This window comes from Mesorhizobium sp. M7D.F.Ca.US.005.01.1.1, assembly GCF_003952545.1.
Classification (GTDB): domain Bacteria; phylum Pseudomonadota; class Alphaproteobacteria; order Rhizobiales; family Rhizobiaceae; genus Mesorhizobium; species Mesorhizobium loti.
On record NZ_CP034453.1, the window covers coordinates 5647925 to 5668567 of the forward strand.

18 protein-coding genes are annotated in these 20643 nt (G+C 64.4%); 9 read left to right on the forward strand and 9 right to left on the reverse strand.

Going from position 1 to position 20643, the window contains the following annotated elements; genetic code table 11:
• Both EJ076_RS27510 and EJ076_RS27515 read right to left on the reverse strand, forming a co-directional pair.
• The gene (locus EJ076_RS27510) at positions 1–1512 is read right to left on the reverse strand and encodes a sugar ABC transporter ATP-binding protein (protein ID WP_126071158.1); all 1512 of its coding nucleotides are present in this window, start codon (positions 1510–1512) and stop codon (positions 1–3) included.
• Positions 1513–1593: 81 nt separating this feature from the next.
• Positions 1594–2673: a substrate-binding domain-containing protein gene (locus EJ076_RS27515; RefSeq protein WP_126069973.1), complete on the reverse strand. Its 1080-nt coding sequence runs from the start codon at positions 2671–2673 to the stop codon at positions 1594–1596.
• A gap of 323 nt (positions 2674–2996) precedes the next feature.
• Between EJ076_RS27515 and EJ076_RS27520 the strand changes: the two genes are divergently transcribed.
• The 9 genes from EJ076_RS27520 (at position 2997) to EJ076_RS27560 (ending at position 11369) form a co-directional block, all read left to right on the forward strand.
• Positions 2997–3647 carry an SGNH/GDSL hydrolase family protein gene (locus tag EJ076_RS27520; RefSeq protein ID WP_126069974.1) on the forward strand — a complete coding sequence of 217 codons (651 nt, stop codon included), beginning with the start codon at positions 2997–2999 and terminating at the stop codon, positions 3645–3647.
• A 57-nt stretch (positions 3648–3704) separates the two neighbouring features.
• The gene (locus EJ076_RS27525; RefSeq protein WP_109660217.1) at positions 3705–4799 is read left to right on the forward strand and encodes an ROK family transcriptional regulator; all 1095 of its coding nucleotides are present in this window, start codon (positions 3705–3707) and stop codon (positions 4797–4799) included.
• 134 nt (positions 4800–4933) lie between these two features.
• Complete coding sequence (locus EJ076_RS27530) at positions 4934–5626, forward strand: XRE family transcriptional regulator (RefSeq protein ID WP_126069975.1); 693 nt, start codon at positions 4934–4936, stop codon at positions 5624–5626.
• Positions 5627–5629: 3 nt separating this feature from the next.
• Positions 5630–6709, forward strand: coding sequence for an extracellular solute-binding protein (locus EJ076_RS27535; RefSeq protein WP_126069976.1), 1080 nt, complete (start codon positions 5630–5632; stop codon positions 6707–6709).
• Between the two features lie 24 nt (positions 6710–6733).
• A complete protein-coding gene (locus EJ076_RS27540) occupies positions 6734–7642 on the forward strand; it encodes an ABC transporter permease (protein WP_126069977.1) in 909 nt (302 codons plus the stop codon).
• Positions 7639–8427 carry an ABC transporter permease gene (locus tag EJ076_RS27545; RefSeq protein ID WP_126069978.1) on the forward strand — a complete coding sequence of 263 codons (789 nt, stop codon included), beginning with the start codon at positions 7639–7641 and terminating at the stop codon, positions 8425–8427. Before EJ076_RS27540 ends, EJ076_RS27545 begins: the two co-directional genes overlap by 4 nt.
• A 1-nt stretch (position 8428) precedes the next feature.
• Complete coding sequence (locus EJ076_RS27550) at positions 8429–9538, forward strand: ABC transporter ATP-binding protein (protein WP_126069979.1); 1110 nt, start codon at positions 8429–8431, stop codon at positions 9536–9538.
• A 30-nt stretch (positions 9539–9568) separates the two neighbouring features.
• The gene (locus EJ076_RS27555; RefSeq protein WP_126069980.1) at positions 9569–10951 is read left to right on the forward strand and encodes an FAD-binding oxidoreductase; all 1383 of its coding nucleotides are present in this window, start codon (positions 9569–9571) and stop codon (positions 10949–10951) included.
• A gap of 58 nt (positions 10952–11009) precedes the next feature.
• Positions 11010–11369: a cupin domain-containing protein gene (locus EJ076_RS27560; protein WP_126069981.1), complete on the forward strand. Its 360-nt coding sequence runs from the start codon at positions 11010–11012 to the stop codon at positions 11367–11369.
• A gap of 17 nt (positions 11370–11386) precedes the next feature.
• Here the strand turns inward: EJ076_RS27560 and EJ076_RS27565 are convergent, their stop codons facing one another.
• The 7 genes from EJ076_RS27565 to EJ076_RS27595 form a co-directional block, all read right to left on the reverse strand.
• Positions 11387–11653, reverse strand: coding sequence for a BrnA antitoxin family protein (locus EJ076_RS27565; RefSeq protein ID WP_126069982.1), 267 nt, complete (start codon positions 11651–11653; stop codon positions 11387–11389).
• Between the two features lie 99 nt (positions 11654–11752).
• Entirely contained in the window at positions 11753–14422 is a 2670-nt protein-coding gene (locus EJ076_RS27570) for a nitrate reductase (protein ID WP_126069983.1), read from the reverse strand.
• A gap of 3 nt (positions 14423–14425) precedes the next feature.
• On the reverse strand, positions 14426–14755 hold the full coding sequence (nirD, locus tag EJ076_RS27575) for a nitrite reductase small subunit NirD (RefSeq protein ID WP_126069984.1): 330 nt from the start codon (positions 14753–14755) through the stop codon (positions 14426–14428).
• Positions 14756–14760: 5 nt separating this feature from the next.
• Entirely contained in the window at positions 14761–17211 is a 2451-nt protein-coding gene (gene nirB, locus EJ076_RS27580; RefSeq protein ID WP_126069985.1) for a nitrite reductase large subunit NirB, read from the reverse strand.
• A 4-nt stretch (positions 17212–17215) separates the two neighbouring features.
• A complete protein-coding gene (locus EJ076_RS27585; RefSeq protein ID WP_126069986.1) occupies positions 17216–18013 on the reverse strand; it encodes an ABC transporter ATP-binding protein in 798 nt (265 codons plus the stop codon).
• A gap of 11 nt (positions 18014–18024) precedes the next feature.
• Positions 18025–18915, reverse strand: a complete 891-nt coding sequence (gene ntrB / locus EJ076_RS27590; protein ID WP_126069987.1) for a nitrate ABC transporter permease — start codon at positions 18913–18915, stop codon at positions 18025–18027.
• 58 nt (positions 18916–18973) lie between these two features.
• The gene (locus tag EJ076_RS27595) at positions 18974–20290 is read right to left on the reverse strand and encodes a CmpA/NrtA family ABC transporter substrate-binding protein (protein WP_126069988.1); all 1317 of its coding nucleotides are present in this window, start codon (positions 20288–20290) and stop codon (positions 18974–18976) included.
• Between the last annotated feature and the right edge of the window lie 353 nt (positions 20291–20643).

The window sequence follows — 20643 nt, forward strand, 5'->3', positions numbered from 1 at the left end:
CTAATGCTGGCGCGTGGAGCCGCCCATCAGGGCCGCGTCGAGGATCTTGTGTTCCGTCGCCTGCGCTGCCGGCATTTCGGCAACGATCGTGTCGTGATGGACGACGTAGATGCGGTCGCAGAGCCCGATCAATTCGATCGTCTCGCGAGACAGCACCAGCACGGCGCCGCCCTTGCGGGTGAAGTCGCGCAGCAGATGGTAGATCTCGGACTTGGCGCCGATGTCGACGCCGCGGGTTGGCTCCTCGACCAGCAGAAGATCGAGATCGGCGGCAAGATAACGGCCGAGCAAGACCTTTTGCTGGTTGCCACCCGACAGGGAGCCGACCGGAGCGGACGGCCCTGCCGCCTTTATGTTCATGACCTCCATCATGTGCGCGATGACGCTTCGATAGGGTCGCGCCGGCGCAAGTTCGGATCGCCTCGAATGCAATCCGATGGCGATGTTGTGGGCGATCGGCAAAGCGAGGAAGAGCCCCTCTTCCTTGCGGTCCTCGGGCACGAAGCCGACCTTCAGCTGCTGCAGATGACGAACGCCCGCCGATGTCGAGAGCGGCATCTTCAGCGCTTTGCCGTTGATGGAAATCGTCCCGGCGAAGGGATGGTAGCGGCCGATCAGCGATCGCAGGAAGCGCTGCTGGCCCTGCCCCTCCAGCCCGGCCAGGGCGACGATCTCGCCCTTGTGCAAAGTCAGCGACAGCGGCTGCGCTGTCTCGGTGATCCTGAGGTTCTCGACGCGCAGGATCTCGTCGCCTTTGTCATCGGTGCGATCGGGGAAAAGGTCCTGGAGTTCGCGTCCGACCATCATGGCGATGAGTTCGTCGGTGGTGATCTCGGACACCATCCTGGTGCCGACCAGTGCGCCGTCCTTCAGCACCGTCACCGTGTCGCACAGCTCGAAGATCTCCTCCATGCGATGCGAGATGTAGACGACAGCCTTTCCCTTATCGCGCAGCCGGCGGATGTTGCGGTTGAGCACATCGACATCGGCCGCATTGAGGGCTGCCGTTGGTTCATCGAGGATGAGCACACTGGCGTCGGCCTGGATGCAATGCGCGATCTCGACGAACTGCCGCTCGGCGATGGTCAGGTTGGAAACGAGTTGTGACGGGTCGAGCGTGAGGCCGAGTTCGCCAAGCGCCCTGGCGGTCTGGCTGCTCATCGCGGAATAGTCGATCGAGCCGAACCGGGTCGTCGGTTCCCGACCGAGAAACATGTTCTCGGCGATCGACAGATTGGGCAGCAGCGAATGCTCCTGGAAAACGGTCGAAATGCCCGCATTCAGCGCGTCGCGCGGCGACTTCAGATCAAGCTTTTCCCCGTTCATGAAGATCTCGCCGGAATCGAGCTGATGCACGCCCGCCAGGATCTTCATCAATGTCGATTTGCCGGCGCCGTTCTCCCCCATCAGGGCGTGAACACTGCCCGCCTTGAGATCGAGGGAAACGGAGTGGAGCGCCTTGCTCCCTCCGAACGCCTTCGAAATGTGGGACATCTCGATAAGATTGGTCACGAAACCCTCGAACGAACCGGATTCGACAGATGGAACGGCCTGCGGGGAATGCTTGTCCACTCCCCGCCAGCCACGGCGCCGTCACTTCTTGCCGTAATATTCCTTGAGCTTGTCCTCGGGCAGTTCGCTCGGCCACCAGACATTGGCCGTCAGGTCGTCGCGATAGTATTTGGCGGCCTTGTCCTTGTCCCAGCCGTCGGGATTGTAGACATAGCGCTTGTAGAGCTGTTGACCCTCGAGCAGGGCGACAGCGGCGCGCACGCCGGCCGCACCTTGGGCGGGGCTGTATTCCGGCGAGATCGACTTGAATCCATCAGTGATCCACTGGCCGAAATAGCCATTGTTGCCTTCGCCCGAAATCGGCGGAATGGGCGTGCCGAACTGCTTGAAGACATCGACGCAGGCGCGCGTCATGTCGGCGCCGGACGACCAGATGCCGTCGACCTGCGGATTGTTCAGATAGAGCGTCTCGCACAGCTTCTTGGCCTTGTCGTACTGCCAGTCGCCATGCTCCTCGGCGATGATCTGCACATGCGTGCCCTTGAGCGATTCCAGGAGGCCGTTGTAGCGGTTGGTGTCTTCCGGATGGCCGGCCAGGCCACGCAGGACCCAGATCTTGCCGTTGTCGCCGACGGTCTTCACCAGCCAGTCGCCCATCACCTTGCCGAAGTGCTCGGCGCCGCCCTGGATTTCGGTGGTGTAGGCGTCGGAATCGATGCGGCCGGTGTGAAGGATGACGGGGATGCCGGCGGCGACCGCCTTGGCGATGCTGGCATTCGCCGATGTGCTGGTGACCGGCTGAACGATGATCGCGTCGACATGCTGCGCGATCAGGTCCTCGATGTCAGCCACCTGCTTCTTCTGGTCGAAGCCGGCATCGAGCAGGATGAACTTCGAGATGCGCTTGTCCTTTGCCGCGGCGTTCTCCGCCTCATGCGCCACCTGCACCGTCCAGGTGTTTGCGTTGACGCCGAAGTCGCTCATTCCGATGACCCAGGGCGGGTCCTTCTTGAACGCACCGGCCGCGGTCATGCGCGTGTCGTCGGGGCGCGGCGCGACGCCGTCCATCAGCTTGACATCTTCCGCATGCGCCAGGGACGTCACGGCAAGCGCTGATGCGACGAGCACTCCCAAACCGACGGTTTTCAGCAATCCTAACATTGAATTCTCCTCCTTGTGGTTGCCCTGGCCGTACGAATTCGCACGGACCGCGAGACGCTCTCCCAATGCATGCCCGGCGTCGCAAACCGACCGATGCACGCAATTCTCCCGCCCCCGACACATGCGTGTCGAAGCCCAACTTCTGCTGGACGATGATGACAGTCGAGAACTCCTCCGGGCACTTTAGAAGCACAGCGGATTCGGCCTGTCAATAGTTAGTCATGTTGAATGACTATTCCCTTGCTTGCCTTTCACCGCTCCGCTATCCATCATGAATGGCGCTCGCCGGCTTCGGCGTGCTGTCAGTTCCGACGGGAAAAAACATGCGATCTGTCTTGTGCTACGGCGACTCCAACACGCACGGCCAAATGCCCGGCAAAGGACCGCTCCAGCGCTATGGTCCGGGTGAACGCTGGCCGGGGATATTGCGTGCTCAGCTGGGGGGCGACTGGTACGTCATCGAGGAGGGATTGAGCGGCCGAACCACTGTCCACGACGATCCGATCGAGGGCGCCCACAAGAACGGCCGAACCTATCTTCGCCCTTGCCTGCAGAGCCATGCGACGCTCGACCTCGTCATCATCATGCTCGGCACCAACGACCTGAAGATCCGCTTCAACAAGCCGCCGTCGGAAGTGGCGATGGGCATCGGCTGCCTCGTCTACGACATCAAGGAGCTGGCGCCCGGGCCGGGCGGCACCACGCCCGAGATCATGATCGTGGCGCCGCCGCCGATGCAGGACGACGTCAAGGAATGGAAGTCCATCTTCGCCGGCGCGCCGGAGAAATCGCGCCTGCTGGCGCTCGAGTTCGAGGTTCTGGCGGACTCGCTTGAACTCCACTTTTTCGATGCCGGCTCGGTGGTGTCCTGCAGCGAAGCGGACGGGTTTCACATCGATGCCGAGGCGCACAGATTGCTGGGCACCGCGCTCGCCCGCGCGGTCGATGCCATCGGCTGGAGCCGCTCGACATGAGCAATCCCGGCGCCACCAGGCAACGCGCTCTTGCCGACGGAGCGACCCTTGCCTGACATGAGATTCGCACCACCCAACCCCTTGCGCATCGCCGATCGTGCGAGCGGGCTGAATGCGTTGAGCGTGCGCAGCTACAATGAGCGGCTGGTGCTGTCGCTGCTGCTTCAGAACGAAGGCATTTCGCGGATGGAAATCGGCGAGAAGACCGGCCTGTCGGCGCAGACAGCCTCGGTCATCGTCCGTTCGCTCGAGCAGGAAGGCTTGGTCTCGCAAGGCGAGGCGCAGCGCGGCCGGGTCGGGCCGCCCACCATACCGCTTTCGCTCAATCCGGAGGGCGCCTATGCGGTTGGTGTCGGCTTCAGCCGGCGCAGGATCGACATCGCGCTCATCGACTTCATTGGCACCGTGCGCTTCCACAAGCAGTTGCCGGCGGATGAAGCCAATCCCTTTCCGCAAAGCAGTGATTTGCTGGGGGCGATCGGACAAGCCATGACGAGCCTGCCGGTCGAGGCGCGCAGCCGGGTCGCCGGCATCGGGCTGGCAGTCCCCGACGAGGTCGACGCCATGGCTGCAACCCGCAACGGATCGAGCACCTCCCTCAAGGCTCTGCAAGGCGAGATCGAAGAGCAGAGCAAGCTGCCGGTTTTCGTGCAGAACGACATCACCGCAGTGGCCGGCGGCGAAAGCATGTTCGGTGTCGCCAAGCCGCTGAACGACTATTTGTTCTTCTATCTCGGAGCACGGTTGCAGAGCAGGCTCATCCTCAACCACCAGATCTACAAGGGAAACTCCAGCGCCAGCTTCGATCATGGCCTTGTGCGCCTGGAGAGCGAACTGACCAGGCGCGGGCGCCCGTCCGAAATCATCTGGAGCAGCAGCCCTGAGTGGCCTGACCTTGGCGAGGCCTACAGCGAATGGCTGGGGGAATGCTCCAATCGCCTGAAAGCGTCGATCTCCGCACTGACCCAGTTTGTCGAGTTCAGGACGGTGGTCCTGTCCAGTTATGCGCCGCAGAAAATCGCCAAGGCCTTGTGCGCAGACATCGGCCGGGAATTCCCCGACATCCAGGCGCTGCCGGCGCGCGTCACCATCAGCCCCAAGGCCGTCGGCGCGGCAAGCCTGCCGTTCAGTTCGCGCTTCATGATCCAGTGATCGGGCCGAACCGGCACCCTGCTCCCGCCGGCCGGCCGAGCATGCAGGTCCATCGATGATTTTCAGGTGAGCAGGCGAATCCGCTTGCCAGAAGGCCTCACTTAATAGCATGTTAAGTGAACCCTGAGATCGCCATGAAAATTGCCGAGGATCACATCCCAGACGACAGCGCCGCGTCCAGCGCGGAAGCGCGCCGCTCGACGGTGTTGGGCGATCGCATCAAGGCCTATCGCACCACGCGACGCCTGACGCTGCGCCAACTCGGCGACATGATCGGCACCACCGCCAGTTTCCTGAGCCAGCTTGAGCGCGGCCTTTCGGGGGCCAACACCAGCACGCTGATGCTGATCGCCAATGCGCTCGGCATCAGCCTCGCCGATCTTTTCGACGAATGCGAAGTCTCGCCGCACGCGGTGCTGACACGCGCCGAACGGCCGGCGCTGCCGACCAGCGAGGGCTACCGCAAGACGCTGCTGTCGCGCCGGCCGATCCATGAGATGGAAGTCTATTGCGGCGAATTCGCCGTCGGCGGCTCGACCGGCGACGTGCCTTACACGCACGGCAACGCGCATGAGATGTTCCTCGTGCTGCGCGGCCGGCTGCAGCTGACGCTCGGCGAGGAGAGCTTCATCCTCGAAGAGGGCGACAGCATCGAATATTCGACCTCGACGCCGCACCGGACGATCAATATCGGCGACACGGTGGCCGAAGTGCTCTGGATCATCGCGCCGCCGACCAGCGGCGCCGTCGACCTCGACCAATATGTAGCCCGGAAAACGCTCGCGCCCGGTCTGCCAAAATCAAACAGCGAGCCATCGGAGGGTTAGAAAATGGGAAGCAGATCAAGATTGGCCGGGTTTGTCGGCGCCGCCGCACTGGCCTTGCTCGCGGCCGCCGCTCACGCGCAAAACGCACCGCCGGCCGGGACCGTGGTGGACGGGTCGCTGAAGGGAAAGACGCTGACCTTCGTCTCCTATGGCGGCATCTACCAGGACGGCCAGGTCGCCGCGCTCAAGGAATTCGTCGACAAGACCGGCGTCAAGCTCTTGAACGACGGACCGACCGAAATCGCCAAGCTTCAGGCGCAGGTGGAATCAGGCAATGTGACCTGGGACGTCGTCGATACGGACGACTTTCCACCCTTCGTGCATTGCGGAAAACTGTTCCAGAAACTCGACCTGACCAAGCTCGACATCTCGCACATCCCGGCCGGACAGGTCGGCGAATGCAGCGTGCCGGCGATGAACTACGGCATGGTCCTGATGTACAAGAACGACAAGTACAAGGACAATCCGCCGAAGGACTGGAAGGATTTCTTCGACACCGCGAAATTCCCCGGCACGCGCGCCATCGACGGCAGCGGCAGCCCGATCGGCGGCCTGATCGAACAGGCCATCCTGGCCGACGGCGGCAAGGTCGACGCCATGACGCCGGCCGACATCGACAAGGGCATCGCCAAGATCAAGGCGATCGGTCCGGACACCATCTTCTGGAAGACCGGCGCCGAATCCCAGCAGCTCGCCGAATCCGGCGAGGCCGACATGATCATCATGTGGACCGGCCGCGCCATGACGGCGGTCAAGAACGGCGCTGCCTACACGCCCGTGTGGAAGGACTGGCTGGTCGTCATGGATCAGCTGACCATCCCGGTCGGCGCCAAGGACACCGATGCGTCCTACGCGCTGATCAACGCCTATCTCGGCAAGAAATCGCAGGAGATCCTGACCGAGCAGACATCCTACTCGCCGATCAACAACGAGGCACAGCCCAAGGTGGATGCTTCCGTCGGCGCCTTCCTGACCAACACGCCGGACCACGCCAAGCTCGGCTACCAGCAGAACATCAAGTTCTGGGTCGCCAACTTCGCCACCGCGTCCGACAAGTGGACGGCGCTGATGGCAGGCAACTGAGCCGGCTACCGCCAAGGTGACGGCGTGAGCCAGACATCGCATACGCCGACGGCCGGGGGTGATCATCCCCGGCCGTCGGGCGCCCTGCCGAGGCCGCAACGGCGCCCGCGCCTCGCCGCCTATCCTTCGCTGCTGGCGATGCCGGCCTTGCTCCTGCTCATCGCCGCGATGGGCTATCCCTTGCTGACCGTCACGCTGCGCAGTTTTTCGGACCCCGCCTGGGGCCTGCAGAATTACGTCTGGTTCTTTTCCACGCCGGTGAACGTCACGGTCCTGTGGCGCACCTTTTCCATCGCCGCCTGGGTCACCATCGTCTGCGTCATCGCCGCCTATCCCTACGCCTATCTCATGACGGCGGTCGGACCGCGCCTGCGGCTCGTCCTCATCCTCTGCGTGCTGGTGCCGTTCTGGGTCAGCGGCGTGGTGCGCACCCTGGCCTGGGTCATCCTGCTGCAGGATTCCGGCATCATCAATTCCGTGATCAGGTTGCTCGGCTTTGATGGCGTGAAGCTGATCCGCACGCAGACCGGCGTGGTCATCGGCATGGCGCAGGTGCTGCTGCCTTTCATGATCCTGCCGCTCTATTCGGTCATGCGCGGCATCGATCTGCGCCTCGTCCAGGCCGCACGCAGCCTCGGCGCGCGGCCGGCACGCGCCTTCCTGCAGATCTATCTGCCGCTGTCGCTGCCCGGTGTCTTCGCCGGCGCCATCATCGTCTTCATCCTGTCGCTCGGCTTCTACATCACCCCGGCCCTGCTCGGCGGCCCGCGCAGCACCATGCTGTCGACGCTGGTGCAGAGCCAGGTGCTCAGCCTGCTCAACTGGGGCCGTGGCGGCGCCATGGGCGTCGTGCTGCTGGTCGCGACCTTCGTGCTTCTGGCGCTCGCCGCGCCGCTGATGCGCCAGCGCCACAAGCAGGCGTCCAGATCATGAGGCTGGCCCCATTCCGCATTCTGCTCGGCCTGTTCTGCCTGCTGGTCGCCGTGTGGCTGGTGATGCCGACGCTGGTCATCATCCCAATGTCGTTCAACGAGAAGAAGTCGCTTGCCTTCCCGCCGTCCGGCTTCTCCTGGCAGTGGTACGCGAATTTCTTCACCAATCCCGATTGGCTGTCGAGCTTCTTCAATTCGCTCAGGGTCGCGGGCCTCGTCGCCGTCGCCGCCACGCTGATCGGCACGCTGGCGGCGCTTGGCCTCAGCCGCATGAAACATTCCGGCGCCGGCCTGCTGCGCGCCATCCTGATCACGCCGATGATCGTGCCCGGCGTGGTGCTGGCCATCGGCATTTACGCCGTTTATCTCGACTACCAGCTCGTCGGCACCACCACCGGCTTTGTCATCGCGCACACGATGCTGGCGATCCCCTTCGTCATCATCGCCGTGTCGGCAAGCCTCGAAGTCTTCGACGTGCGGCTGGAGACGGCGGCGGCCAGCCTCGGCGCCAACCGCTTCACCACGTTCCGCACCGTGACCTTGCCGCTGATCGCGCCCGGCATCCTGTCGGGTCTTTTGTTTGCCTTCGTCACCTCCTTCGATGAAATCATCGTCGCGCTGTTCATCACCAGCCCCTACCTGAAGACCCTGCCGGTGCAGATCTTCACCAGCATCACCCGTGACGCCGATCCCACGGTGACGGCGGTCGGAACCATCATCTTCATTGCCACGACGCTGATCATCAGCGCCGGGCTGATCATCAGCTCGAAATCGACGAGGAGTTGAGATGACTGCGAGGGAACGTGGCGCGGCCATCGACATCAAGGGCGCAACCAAGCGTTACGGCAATTTCACCGCGCTCGACGATGTCAGCCTGCATATCGAGCCGGGCGAGTTCATGACGCTGCTCGGACCCAGCGGCTCGGGCAAGACCACCACGCTCAACGTCGTCGCGGGTTTCACCGACCTCACCGCCGGCGACCTCGCCGTCGGCGGCAAAAGCATCGTCGCTCTGCCGGCGCACAAGCGCAACATCGGCGTCGTCTTTCAGCATTACGCGCTGTTTCCGCACATGACGGTCGGCAAGAACGTCGCCTATCCCCTCACCTTGCGCGGCATGGACAAGCCGGCGCGAGATCGCCAAGTCGCGCGCGCCCTCGATATGGTCAAGATGGCCGATTTCGCGCATCGCTATCCAGCCGAACTCTCTGGCGGCCAGCAGCAGCGCGTGGCGCTGGCGCGCGCCATCGTCTTCGATCCGCCGCTGCTCCTGATGGACGAGCCGCTCGGCGCGCTCGACAAAAAACTGCGCGAATGGCTGCAGCTGGAAATCAAGCGTATCCACCGCGAACTCGGCACCACCTTCGTCTACGTCACGCATGATCAGGAAGAGGCGCTGGTGCTTTCCGACCGGATCGCCGTGTTCAACCAGGGACGCATCGAACAGGTGGGAACGGGCCGCCAGCTCTATGACGAGCCGACGACCTTGTTCGTAGCGAAGTTCATCGGCGAATCGACCAGCCTGCGCGGCGATGCCCAGACGTCCGGAAACGAGACCAGCCTGACGATCGCCGGCCAGAAGATCGTTGCCGGCGGCAAGCTCGCCGGCGGCCAGAAGCCGGTGGTCCTGCTGCGACCGGAAAAGCTCTCGCTTGCCAGCGCAAAAACGCCTTTGACCGCAGGGCAGAACAGCCTCACCGGTGAAGTCAGCGAGGCGATCTATCTGGGGTCGGGTTCGAAATACCAGGTGACGCTTCGCGATGGCTCGGTCGCCATCGTGCGCTCGTCGCTGGAAGCCACACCGTTCTCGATTGGTGACACGGTCGATCTGCGCTGGTCCGTCGTCGATGCAAAACTTCTTGCCGACGACGACCGCGCCGACATGACGATGACCTGACCGCTCTTTTTCCCCGCAGGATTTTTAGACATGGACGCCAAAGTCAACGGCAACGTCTCGTTCTGGTATGCCGACATCGGCCTGCCGGCCTATCGCGCGCCGCTCCCGGGGGATATCGAAGCCGATGTCTGCATCGTCGGCGCCGGCTACACCGGGCTGTGGACGGCCTACTATCTGAAGAAGGCCGATCCTTCGATCCGCATCGCCATCGTCGAGCGGGAGTTCGCCGGCTTCGGCGCATCGGGCCGCAATGGCGGCTGGCTGTCCGGCGGCTTCAGCTGGTCGCGCGAGAAATATCTGCAGACGTCGACGCGCGGCGCCGTCATCGACATGGAAACCGCCATGCATGGCACGGTCGATGAAGTGATCAAGGTGACCGAGGCCGAAGGCATCGATGCCGACATCCGCCGCGTCGACAATCTGACGGTCGCCACCAACCCGCCGCAGCTCGAACGGATCAAGGCCGCCTATGCCGATGCGATCGGCTGGAGCGTACCGCAGGACCGCGTCAGCCTGATTGGCCAGGAAGAGGCCAAGGCCCGCATCAACATCAAAAATGTGCTTGGCGGTTATATCCACCACGGCACCGCGCGCGTGCAGCCGGCCAAGCTGGTGCGCGGCCTGTCCGAAGCCGTCGAGCGGCTCGGCGTGCCGATCTATGAACAGACTACCGTGACCGGCATCGAGAAGGGCAAGGTCACGACGAACCGCGGCACCGTGCGCGCACCGATCATCATCCGCGCCACCGAAGGGTTCACGGCCGGCATCTCGGGCAATGAGCGGCTCTGGCTGCCGCTCAACAGCGCGCAGATCATCACCGAGCCGCTGCCGCAGTCGCTGTGGGACGAGATCGGCTGGCAAGGCCATGAGCTCCTGGGCGACGCCGCGCACGCCTATTGCTACGCGCAGCGCACCAGGGAAGGCCGCATCACCATGGGCGGGCGCGGCGTGCCGTATCGCTACGGCTCACAGACCGACGTGCGCGGCCAGACGCAGCAGGCGACCATCGAAAGCCTGCACGCCATCCTCATCCGCCTTCTGCCGCAGACAGCCAGGCTTCGCATCGACCACGCCTGGTGCGGCGTGCTGGGCGTCCCGCGCGACTGGTGCACGACGGCTGGTCTCGACCTTGAGACCGGCATTGGCTGGGCCGGCGGCTATGTCGGGCTCGGCGTGTCGAGCTCCAACCTTTCAGGCCGCACGCTGCGCGATCTCATCTTGCGCCGCGACACCGAACTGACCCGCCTGCCCTGGGTCAACCGCAAGGTCAGCAAATGGGAGCCCGAGCCGATGCGCTGGCTCGGTGTCCACTCGATGTACCAGCTCTACCGCGTCGCCGACGAGCGCGAGGAGGCCGGCCTCCAGCACACGTCGAAACTGGCCGCGATCGCCGACCACATCACCGGGCATTGAGCCTTCGGAACGATTCCAAAAACCTTCTGCATTTTCAGTGCCTGCCTGGAGACCCGCCATGACCGACTTTCAGACCTTCGCCCATCTCGCCGCTATCGATCTCGGCGAGCCCGAGCCCAAGCCGGCCTCGATCAGCGGCAATCAGCTCGAAGCGTCGAAGACGCTGTGGACGTCGCCGGACAGCACGCTGGAAGTCGGCGTCTGGGAATGCACGCCGGGCCGGTTCACCGCATCGCGCGACAGCAATTCCGAAACCTGCCACATCGTCTCAGGACGGGTCTCGCTGCATGGTCCCGATGGCCGCAGCGAGGATGTTGGCGCCGGCGAAATGCTGGTGCTGCCGAAAGGCTGGAAAGGCGAATGGACGATCCATGAGAAGACGCGCAAGCTCTATATCCTGCACTTCGAAGCGGCGTGAGCCGTCTGGAACAGGCGCTACTCATCGTCTGAACGATTGCCCTCGGTAACGATCGGCTTGCCCTCAGTCGCCTGCCGCAAGGCGTCGTTGATGCGGTCCTGCCAGCCGGGACCATCCTCCTGGAAATGGTCCAGCACGGCGCGGTCGATCCTGATCGAAACAAGCTCCCTGACACCCGGAGCGGCCGATGGCTCACGAACCGGCGCGGCCGGCTTCTTCACCGGCTTGAAAGCCGCCTCGGCGGCCGTCATCGGATTTGTCGGTCGGCGCGGAGGATTTGCCATTGGATGACCCTGACTGAAGACGATTCGTGCGCGACGCAGCACGCTTGCGCCACCATAGCCCAACAAGCGCCGTCGCGCAGGCCCCTTTGGTCAGGACAATCACTCGGCGGCCTGGAGACTCTGCGCGTCGACGATGACCCTGATCTCGGCGCGGCAGGAACCGCAATTCGTGCCGGCTTGCAGGGCCGCGCCGATCGCCGCGACGCTGGTGCAGCCGCGGCGCACCGCTTCCGCGATCTGGGTGGCGCCGACGCTGAAACAGGAGCAGACGATGGCGCCGCGGTCGACGTCGATCCCGCCCGGCCGCCCGGCCACGATCGCCAGCCTGCCGCGCCGGTCGACATGATCGGCGCTCAGCTGTTCCGCCGCCCAGCCGCGCGACACGGCGACCGGACCAGGCGCGACGAACAAGGCCCCTGACAGTTGATCGCCGTCGAAGGCGGCGATGCGATGCTGGCCGGCGTCGCGGTCATGATAGGCGAGCATTTCGGCGCCCGGTGGCGCCCCGAACAGTGACCCGGCAAAGGCGGCCCAGTCGATGTCGTCATCGGCAAAGGCAAGCTCGACCCGCCAGCCGCCGTTACATTTGGCCACCGCCCAGTAGGCCGCGGTATCAGGCGCCGGCTTCTGCCGCGTCACCGCGAAGCCAAAGGCTTTCGCCGCGAATTTCTCGATGCGGGCGGCGACATGCTTCAGTGCCGGCTGGCCGGAAATGGGATCGGTCAGCGGGGCGGTCAGCGTGTCGAGCCGGCCCTTTGCCGAAAACTGATCGGTCCAGTGCATCGGTGCAAACAGGCTGCCCTGGCGCTGCCGCGCCGTCACCAGCGCGCGCACCAGCACGTCGCCGCGCGGGCTGGAAACCCGCGCGATGTCGGCGTCACCGATACCGAAGCGTTGCGCATCCACCGGGTGGATTTCGACGAAGGGCTCGGCGATGTGCTGCGACAGCCGCGGGCTTTTGCCCGTCCGTGTCATGGTGTGCCAATGATCGCGGATACGGCCGGTGTTGAGGATCAGCGGATAGTCGGCGCTGGTGCGGATTTCCGTGGCGGCGCGGATGGCTATGAAGCGCGCCTTGCGATCGGGTGTGTAGAAATCGCCGTTGGCGAAGAAGCGAACCTGGAGCCCAGTCGAGCTGCTGGGCGCTGGCCACTGGAACGGCTCAAGCGCTGCGTAGGTCTCGCCATCAATTCCGCCGTAGACGCCAATATCGAAATCCCGCGCGCCGTCATTCTCGAAGCCCGACAGCGCGGCATGCTCGGCAAACACCTCCGCCGGCGACGCGTAGGAAAACGCCCCGCCAAACCCCATCCGCATGCCCACCTCGGCGACAATCCGCCAGTCGGGCCTTGCCTCGCCGGGCAAGGGCAAAAAAGCGCGCTGGCGTGAGATGCGGCGCTCGGAATTGGTGACGGTGCCGTCCTTTTCGCCCCAGGCGGCGGCGGGCAGCCGGACATGGGCGTGGCGGACGGTGTCGGTCTCGGCCAGCACGTCCGACACCACGACGAACGGGCACGCCTTGATCGCCGCTTCGACGGCACCGGCATCCGGCATCGAATCGACCGGATTGGTGGCCATGATCCACAGCGCCTTGATGCGCCCGTCGGCCAGCGCCTGGAACATCTCGACCGCCTTCAGGCCGGGCTTTCCGGCAATGGCCGGCGCATTCCAGAAGCGCTGCACGCGCTCGCGATGCTCTGGGTTTTCGATTTCCATATGGGCGGCGAGCATGTTGGCCATGCCGCCAACCTCGCGGCCGCCCATGGCGTTGGGCTGGCCGGTCACCGAGAACGGCCCTGCCCCCGGCCTGCCGATGCGGCCTGTGGCCAAATGGCAGTTGATGATGGCGTTGACCTTGTCGGTGCCCGAAGACGACTGGTTCACGCCCTGGCTGTAGACGGTCACCGTTTTCGCGGTCGCCGCGAACAGGCTGTAGAAGCTGCCAAGCTCGTCCTCGCTTAGGCCCGTGGCGGCGGCGACGCCGGCAAGGTCGAGCGCGGAGGCGGCGAACAGCGCTTGCCCGAAGCCGGTCGTGTGCGCCGTGGTATAGGCGCGGTCGAGCGCGTTGTGCTGGCCGAGATAAGCGAGCAGCCCGGTGAACAAAGCGACGTCGCCATCGGGCGCGATTGCCAGATGCATGTCGGCAATATCAGCGGTCATGGTGCGGCGCGGGTCGACCAGCACGATCTTCATCTCCGGTCGCTTTTCCCGGGCAGCCGCGATGCGCTGGTAGAGCACGGGATGGCACCAGGCGAGGTTGGAGCCGACCAGCACGATCAGGTCGGCAAGCTCCAGATCGTCATAGGTTCCCGGCACGGTGTCGGAGCCGAAGGCGCGGCGGTGGCCGGCAACCGACGATGCCATGCACAGGCGCGAATTGGTGTCGATGTTGGCCGAGCCGACAAAGCCCTTCATCAGCTTGTTGGTGACGTAATAATCCTCGGTCAGCAACTGGCCGGAGACATAGAAAGCGACCGCATCGGGCCCGTGCTCGGCGATGGTTTGCGAGAAGGTCGAGGCGACAAGGTCGAGCGCCTCGTCCCAGCCGGCACGACGGCCGTGGATCTCCGGATGCAGCAGCCTGCCGTCGAGATCGATGGTCTCGGCCAGTGCCGAGCCCTTGGAGCAGAGCCGGCCGAAATTGGCCGGATGGTCGGGGTCGCCGCGGACGGACACTTGCCCGTCCGCGGCGACCTTCGCCAGCACGCCGCAGCCCACCCCGCAATAGGGGCAGGTGGTCCTCACCTCGCGCGCTGCGTCCATCTCCATGGTTCAGGCCGCGCGGCTGGCCAGCGCTTCCAGCGCAATGAACAGACGCTCGCCTTCGACCCGCACCGGAATGCTGCGCACCGCGCCCTCGTCGGCGCCGAGCGCCTTGCCCGTCTCCAGCGAAATCACCCAATTGTGCAAGGGACAGGTCACCGCCGTGCCGTGCACGATGCCCTGGCTGAGCGGCCCGCCTCTGTGCGGGCAATGGTCGTCGATGGCGTAGACCTGATCGTCCTGGGTGCGGAAGACGGCGACCTTGCCTTCGGGCGTGGCGACGCAGCGCGCGCCACGGCGCGGGATGTCGGAGAGGGAGCCGATTGCGATCCAGTTCATCTCCATCACTCCGCCGCCTGCGCAAACCCGACCGAGGCCATCGGCCGGAATTCGTGCTTGTCCTTGCCGGAAACGCGCTCCGACCACGGGTCGACCTGGGCGAATTTCTGGCTGAAGACGAAGCGCTCGTAGTAGGCCTTGCGCTTGTCGCCATCGTCCATGATCTGGCGCTTGATCTCGGGGATGCCGATGCGCTTGGCCCATTTGTAGATGCGCTCGAGATAGCGGCCCTGCTCGCGGTACATCTGCGTCAGCGCCACGATGTGTTCCAGCGCCTCGTCCTCGGTCCTGACCATGCCGAGCACCTCGGTGCCCTTGATGTCCAAGCCGGCCGCCCCGGCAAAATGGATCTCGTAGCCACTGTCGACGCAGATGACGCCGACATCCTTGCAGGTCGCCTCGGCGCAGTTGCGGGGACAGCCCGACACCGCCATCTTGACCTTGGCCGGCGTCCACGAGCCCCACATGAATTTCTCGATGCGGATGCCGAGGCCCGTCGAATCCTGCGTGCCGAAGCGGCACCAGTCGGAGCCGACGCAGGTCTTCACGGTGCGCAGGCCCTTGGCATAGGCATGGCCGGAGACGAAGCCGGCCTGGCCGAGATCGGCCCACACCGCCGGCAGGTCTTCCTTGCGGATGCCGAGCATGTCGATGCGCTGGCCGCCGGTGACCTTGACCATCGGGATTTCGAACTTGTCGACGACGTCGGCGATGGCGCGCAGCTCCGCGGCGTTGGTCACCCCGCCCCACATGCGCGGCACCACCGAATAGGTGCCGTCCTTCTGGATGTTGGCGTGGACGCGCTCGTTGATGAAGCGCGACTGGTAGTCGTCGGCGTAATCGTCCGGCCAATCGCAGACGAGATAGTAGTTGAGCGCCGGCCGGCATTTGGCGCAGCCGCAGGAGGTCGTCCACTCCAGTTCCTGCATGACGGCGGGAATGGTCTTCAGGCGCTTGGCGATGATAAGCCGGCGCACCTCGTCATGGCCGAGCGTCGTGCAGCCGCACATCGGCTGCACCGCCGCCGGATTGTATTTGTCGCCGATGGTCAGCACCATCAGCTTCTCGACCAGCCCGGTGCAGGAGCCGCAGGAGGCCGAGGCCTTGGTGTGGGCCCGCACATCATCGAGCGAGGTCAGGCCCTTGGCCGTGATCGCGCCCGTGATCTTGCCCTTGCAAACGCCGTTGCAGCCGCAGATTTCCGCATCATCCGGCAAGGCTGCAACGGCCGCCATAGGGTCCAGCGGGGCACCCCCCTGGTAGGATTGGCCGAAGATGAGCGTATCGCGCATCTCGGAAATGTCGGTCTGCTTCTTCTTGAGATCGTTGAACCAGGCGCCGTCGGCCGTCTCGCCATAGAGCACCGTGCCGATGATGCGGTCGTCTTTCAGCACCAGGCGCTTGTAGACGCCGGCGGCCGCGTCGCGCAGCACGATCTCCTGGCGGTCCTCGCCCTCGGCGAAGTCGCCGAGCGAGAACAGGTCGATGCCGGTGACCTTGAGCTTGGTCGGCGTGTCCATATGGACGAAGGCAGCCGCCTCGTTGCCGGCAAGCTGGCTGGCTGTCACGCGCGCCATCTCGTAGAGCGGTGCGACGAGGCCGTAGACCTGTCCGTTGACCTCGGCGCATTCGCCGAGTGCGTAGATGTCGGGATCGTTGCTGCGCATGCCGGCGTCGACGACGATGCCCCTGTTGACGGCGATGCCGGCCTGTTTGGCCAGCGCCGAATTCGGCCTGATGCCGACCGCCATCACCACCAGCGTCGCTGGAATGATGGTGCCGTCGGCGAGTTCCACCTGCCCGACCTTGCCATTGCCTGTGATCGCCTGCGTGTTGGCCTTGGTGATGACCTTGATGCCGCGCTGCTCCACCGCACGCTGCAAGAGATAGCCGGCGGCCGGATCGAGCTGGCGCTCCATCAATGTCGGCATGACATGCAGCACGGTGACGTCCATGCCTTGCGCGTTCAAACCGGCCGCGGCCTCCAGCCCGAGCAGGCCGCCGCCGATGACCACCGCCTTGGCCCGCGACTGGGCGGCGAGCATCATCGCCTGCACGTCGTCGAGATCGCGATAGGTCAGCACGCCCGGCAGATCATGGCCGGGCACCGGAATGATGAACGGCACCGACCCGGTGGCGATGACGAGCTTGTCATAGGGCTCGGTGACGCCGTGATCGGAGGTGACGGTCTTCGCCGTCCGGTCGATGGCGACGATCTTGTGGCCCTTGTAGAGGGTGATGTTGTTGGCGATGTACCAGCCGTCGCCGTGGATGATGATCTCCTCATAGGCCTTTTCGCCCGACAGCACCGGCGACAGCATGATGCGGTCGTAATTGACGCGCGGCTCGGCGTTGAAGATGGTGACGGTGTAGCGGCCCGGCGTCTGTTCCAAAAGGTGCTCGAGCATGCGCCCGGGGGCCATGCCGTTGCCGATGATGACAAGTCTTTCGCTCATGGTGCTACTCCGCGGCTTCGACGAAGCGGTGGCGTTCGTAGAGGAACTTCAGCACCGCCTCGCGGCAGCGCAGGAAGGTCCGGTCGGAAGAGAGTTCGACGCGCCGGCGCGGCCGCGCCAGCGGCACGGGCAGCACCTCGCCGATGGTCGCCGCCGGGCCGTTGGTCATCATGACGATGCGGTCGGAGAGCAGCACCGCCTCGTCGACATCATGGGTGATCATGATCGTCGTCGAGCCGAGCCGCGAATGGATGTCCATCACCGCGTCCTGCAGATGGGCGCGCGTCAGTGCGTCGAGCGCGCCGAACGGCTCGTCGAGCAGCAGGATCTTCGGCTCCATGGCCAGCGCCCGGGCAATGCCGACGCGCTGCTTCATGCCGCCCGATATCTCTGCCGGGCGCTTGTCCTTGGCATGCGCCATCTGCACGAGGTCGAGATTGCGCATGATCCAGTCATGCCGCTCGGCCTTGCTCTTCAAACGGCCGAAGACCTTCGACACCGCGAGATTGATGTTTTCGTAGACGGTCAGCCACGGCAGCAGCGAGTGGTTCTGGAACACCACGGCGCGTTCGGGACCGGGGCTGTCGACCTCCTTGTCCTCGAGCAGCACGGCGCCGGCGGACACCTTGGTCAACCCGGCGATCAGATTGAGCAGGGTCGACTTGCCGCAGCCGGAATGGCCGATGATGGAGACGAATTCGCCCTTGTCGATGGTCAGTCGGATGTCCTTCAACACCTCGCTGACCTGGGCACCACGCGTGAAGGATTTGTCGATATGGTCGAGCTTCAGATAGGCCGTCATCGCCCCTCTCCTCACTTTGCCGTTGTGCCGCGGGTGACGAAGGCGCCGACCGCCGCGACCAGCCGGTCGAGGCAGAAGCCGGTGACGCCGATATAGGCGAGCGCGACGATGATGTCTGGCAGCCGCGACGAGTTCCACGCGTCCCAGATGAAGAAGCCGATGCCGACGCCGCCGGTCAGCATTTCGGCGGCGACGATGGCGAGCCAGGACAGACCGATGCCGATCCTCAGGCCGGTGAAGATGTAGGGCGCGGCGGCCGGCACCATGATCTTGACGAAGAATTCGAACTGGTTGAGCCGCAGGATGCGGGCGACGTTGCGGTAATCCTCGGGAATGTTGCGCACGCCGACAGCGGTGTTGATGATGATCGGCCAGATCGAAGTGATGAAGATGACGAAGATCGCCGACGGGCTGGAATCGCGGAACGCAGCCAGCGACAGCGGCAGCCAGGCCAGCGGCGGCACCGTGCGCAGGATCTGGAACACCGGGTCGAGGCCGCGCATCGCCCAGATCGACTGGCCGACCAGCGCGCCGAGCGCCACACCGACGATCGCCGCCAGGCCGAAGCCGATGGCGACGCGCTGCAGCGAGATCAGCACCCGCCAGGCCAGCCCGATATCCTGCGGGCCATTGTCGAAGAACGGATGCGCGATCAGATCGTAGGCCTCGTTCCACACCTGGGTCGGCGGCGGCAGGCTTGATGTCGGCGACGAACAGGCGATCTGCCAGACGACCAGCATCAGCGCGATGACGATGACCGGCGGCACCAGCGCGCTCGCCAGTTTGCCGGCGATGGCGAGCGGATCGAAGCGGCGCCGCGCTTTGGCGGTGAAGGCGATGACCTCCGCCGGCTTCGCGGGGAACGCCTTCACTGTTGTGTCCTCGATAGTCTGGATCGACATGTCTGGGAAAACTCCGTGGGGCACTGGTGAGAAGCGGCTGTGAAGCCGCTTGCGCCGGCTATGCCGATGCCTTGATCTTCAGGCTGTCGAGATAGGCGGACGGGTTGGCCGGATCGAAGATCTTGCCGTCGAAGAAGGTCTCGACACCGCGCGACGAGGACGCCGGAACATCGGCTGCCGCCACACCGAGATCCTTGGCCGCCTCGCGCCACAGATCCTCGCGGTTTACCTGGTCGACCAGCGCCTTGATGTCGGTGGTCGGCGCGAACTTGCCCCAGCGGATGTTCTCGGCGAGGAACCATGCATCATGGCTCTTGAACGGATAGGAGACGCCATCCTTCCAGAACTTCATGTAGAGGTCGGTGCCGTTGGCGACGCGGCCATTGCCGTAATTGATGTCGCCCTTGAGGCGGCCGATGATGTCGGCGACGGGCACGTTCATCCATTGCCGCTTGCCGATGATGGCGGCCATCTCGTCCTTGTTTTCAGTGGCCTCGCACCATTGCTGGGCTTCCATGACGGCCATCAGGATCGCCTTGGTGGCGTTCGGGTATTTGTCGATGAATTCGGCGCGCAGGCCGAGTGCCTTTTCCGGATGACCCTTCCACAACTCGCCCGTCGTGGCAGCGGTGAAGCCGACGCCCTGGTGGACGAGCTGCTCGTTCCACGGCTCGCCGACGCAGAACACGTCCATGTTGCCGACCTTCATGTTGGCCACCATCTGCGGCGGCGGCACGACGATGGTCGAAACGTCCTTGTCGGGATCGATGCCGCCAGCGGCCAGCCAGTAGCGCAGCCACAGATCATGCGTGCCGCCCGGGAAGGTCATGGCGGCCTTGATGTCCTTGCCGGCTGCCTTCTTGGCGGCAAAGGCGTCCTTCAGCTTCGAGGCGTCGAGGCCGACACCGGTGCCGGCATACTCCTGCGCGACCGAAATGCCCTGGCAGTCGTAGTTGAGCCGCGCCACGATCGCCATCGGCATCGGCTGGTTGTTCTGCGTCACCTTGCCGGTGTGCATGAGGTAAGGCAGCGGCGTCAGTATATGGGCGCCGTCGATGCCGTTGGCGGCACCCCCGAGCATCAGATTGTCGCGTGTCGCGCCCCAGGAGGCCTGCTTGAGCACCTCGACATCGGGCATGCCGAACTTGGCGAACATCCCCTTCTCCTTGGCGATCATCAGCGGTGCCGCATCGGTGAGCGCAATGAAGCCGAGTTTGGCGCCGGTGACCTCCGGAGTGGCGGTGGCGGCATAGGCGCCGGAGGGGAAGAGCTTGCGGGCGGCCACGAACAGCCCCGCCGTCATCGCGCTGCTGACCAGAAAATCGCGGCGGGTCATGTCCTTGAGGGTTGTTCCAGTCCTGATCCGTTTCGTCATCGTCGTCTCCGGTTGGGCGCGGCTTGGGACCGCGTCGTCGATTGCGTGTTGATCAAAACAAAAAAGCCGCCAGCCAGGTCTTCGCGTCCGGGTGACCGGGAGCGCATAAACCTGAGCGGCAGCTTTGCCTGTGGCGCCCGCCATTGGACGCCTGTTCCGTGACCCGTGAAGGGTCTGTCTATTTCAAAGCAGGAACCGTGCCAGTTTAGCAGGAGATGAAAAAGATAAATGAAATCAGCGATACGCGCCGGTCACCGACACGCGGGACCCTATGGCTGGCAGGCCAAAGATTGTTCATTGGAGCAATCGCACGCACAATTTTTGTGCAATGCACAAGAATGGCGCGGAAATGA

Excerpts from the sequence above, each read along its gene's own strand:
- EJ076_RS27515 (WP_126069973.1), bottom strand. The coding sequence starts at position 2,673 with ATGTTAGGATTGCTGAAAACCGTCGGTTTGGGAGTGCTCGTCGCATCA.
- EJ076_RS27520 (WP_126069974.1), top strand. The coding sequence starts at position 2,997 with ATGCGATCTGTCTTGTGCTACGGCGACTCCAACACGCACGGCCAAATG.
- EJ076_RS27525 (WP_109660217.1), top strand. The coding sequence starts at position 3,705 with ATGAGATTCGCACCACCCAACCCCTTGCGCATCGCCGATCGTGCGAGC.
- EJ076_RS27530 (WP_126069975.1), top strand. The coding sequence starts at position 4,934 with ATGAAAATTGCCGAGGATCACATCCCAGACGACAGCGCCGCGTCCAGC.
- EJ076_RS27535 (WP_126069976.1), top strand. The coding sequence starts at position 5,630 with ATGGGAAGCAGATCAAGATTGGCCGGGTTTGTCGGCGCCGCCGCACTG.
- EJ076_RS27545 (WP_126069978.1), top strand. The coding sequence starts at position 7,639 with ATGAGGCTGGCCCCATTCCGCATTCTGCTCGGCCTGTTCTGCCTGCTG.
- EJ076_RS27550 (WP_126069979.1), top strand. The coding sequence starts at position 8,429 with ATGACTGCGAGGGAACGTGGCGCGGCCATCGACATCAAGGGCGCAACC.
- EJ076_RS27555 (WP_126069980.1), top strand. The coding sequence starts at position 9,569 with ATGGACGCCAAAGTCAACGGCAACGTCTCGTTCTGGTATGCCGACATC.
- EJ076_RS27560 (WP_126069981.1), top strand. The coding sequence starts at position 11,010 with ATGACCGACTTTCAGACCTTCGCCCATCTCGCCGCTATCGATCTCGGC.
- EJ076_RS27565 (WP_126069982.1), bottom strand. The coding sequence starts at position 11,653 with ATGGCAAATCCTCCGCGCCGACCGACAAATCCGATGACGGCCGCCGAG.
- EJ076_RS27570 (WP_126069983.1), bottom strand. The coding sequence starts at position 14,422 with ATGGAGATGGACGCAGCGCGCGAGGTGAGGACCACCTGCCCCTATTGC.
- nirD (WP_126069984.1), bottom strand. The coding sequence starts at position 14,755 with ATGAACTGGATCGCAATCGGCTCCCTCTCCGACATCCCGCGCCGTGGC.
- nirB (WP_126069985.1), bottom strand. The coding sequence starts at position 17,211 with ATGAGCGAAAGACTTGTCATCATCGGCAACGGCATGGCCCCCGGGCGC.
- EJ076_RS27585 (WP_126069986.1), bottom strand. The coding sequence starts at position 18,013 with ATGACGGCCTATCTGAAGCTCGACCATATCGACAAATCCTTCACGCGT.
- ntrB (WP_126069987.1), bottom strand. The coding sequence starts at position 18,915 with ATGTCGATCCAGACTATCGAGGACACAACAGTGAAGGCGTTCCCCGCG.
- EJ076_RS27595 (WP_126069988.1), bottom strand. The coding sequence starts at position 20,290 with ATGACGAAACGGATCAGGACTGGAACAACCCTCAAGGACATGACCCGC.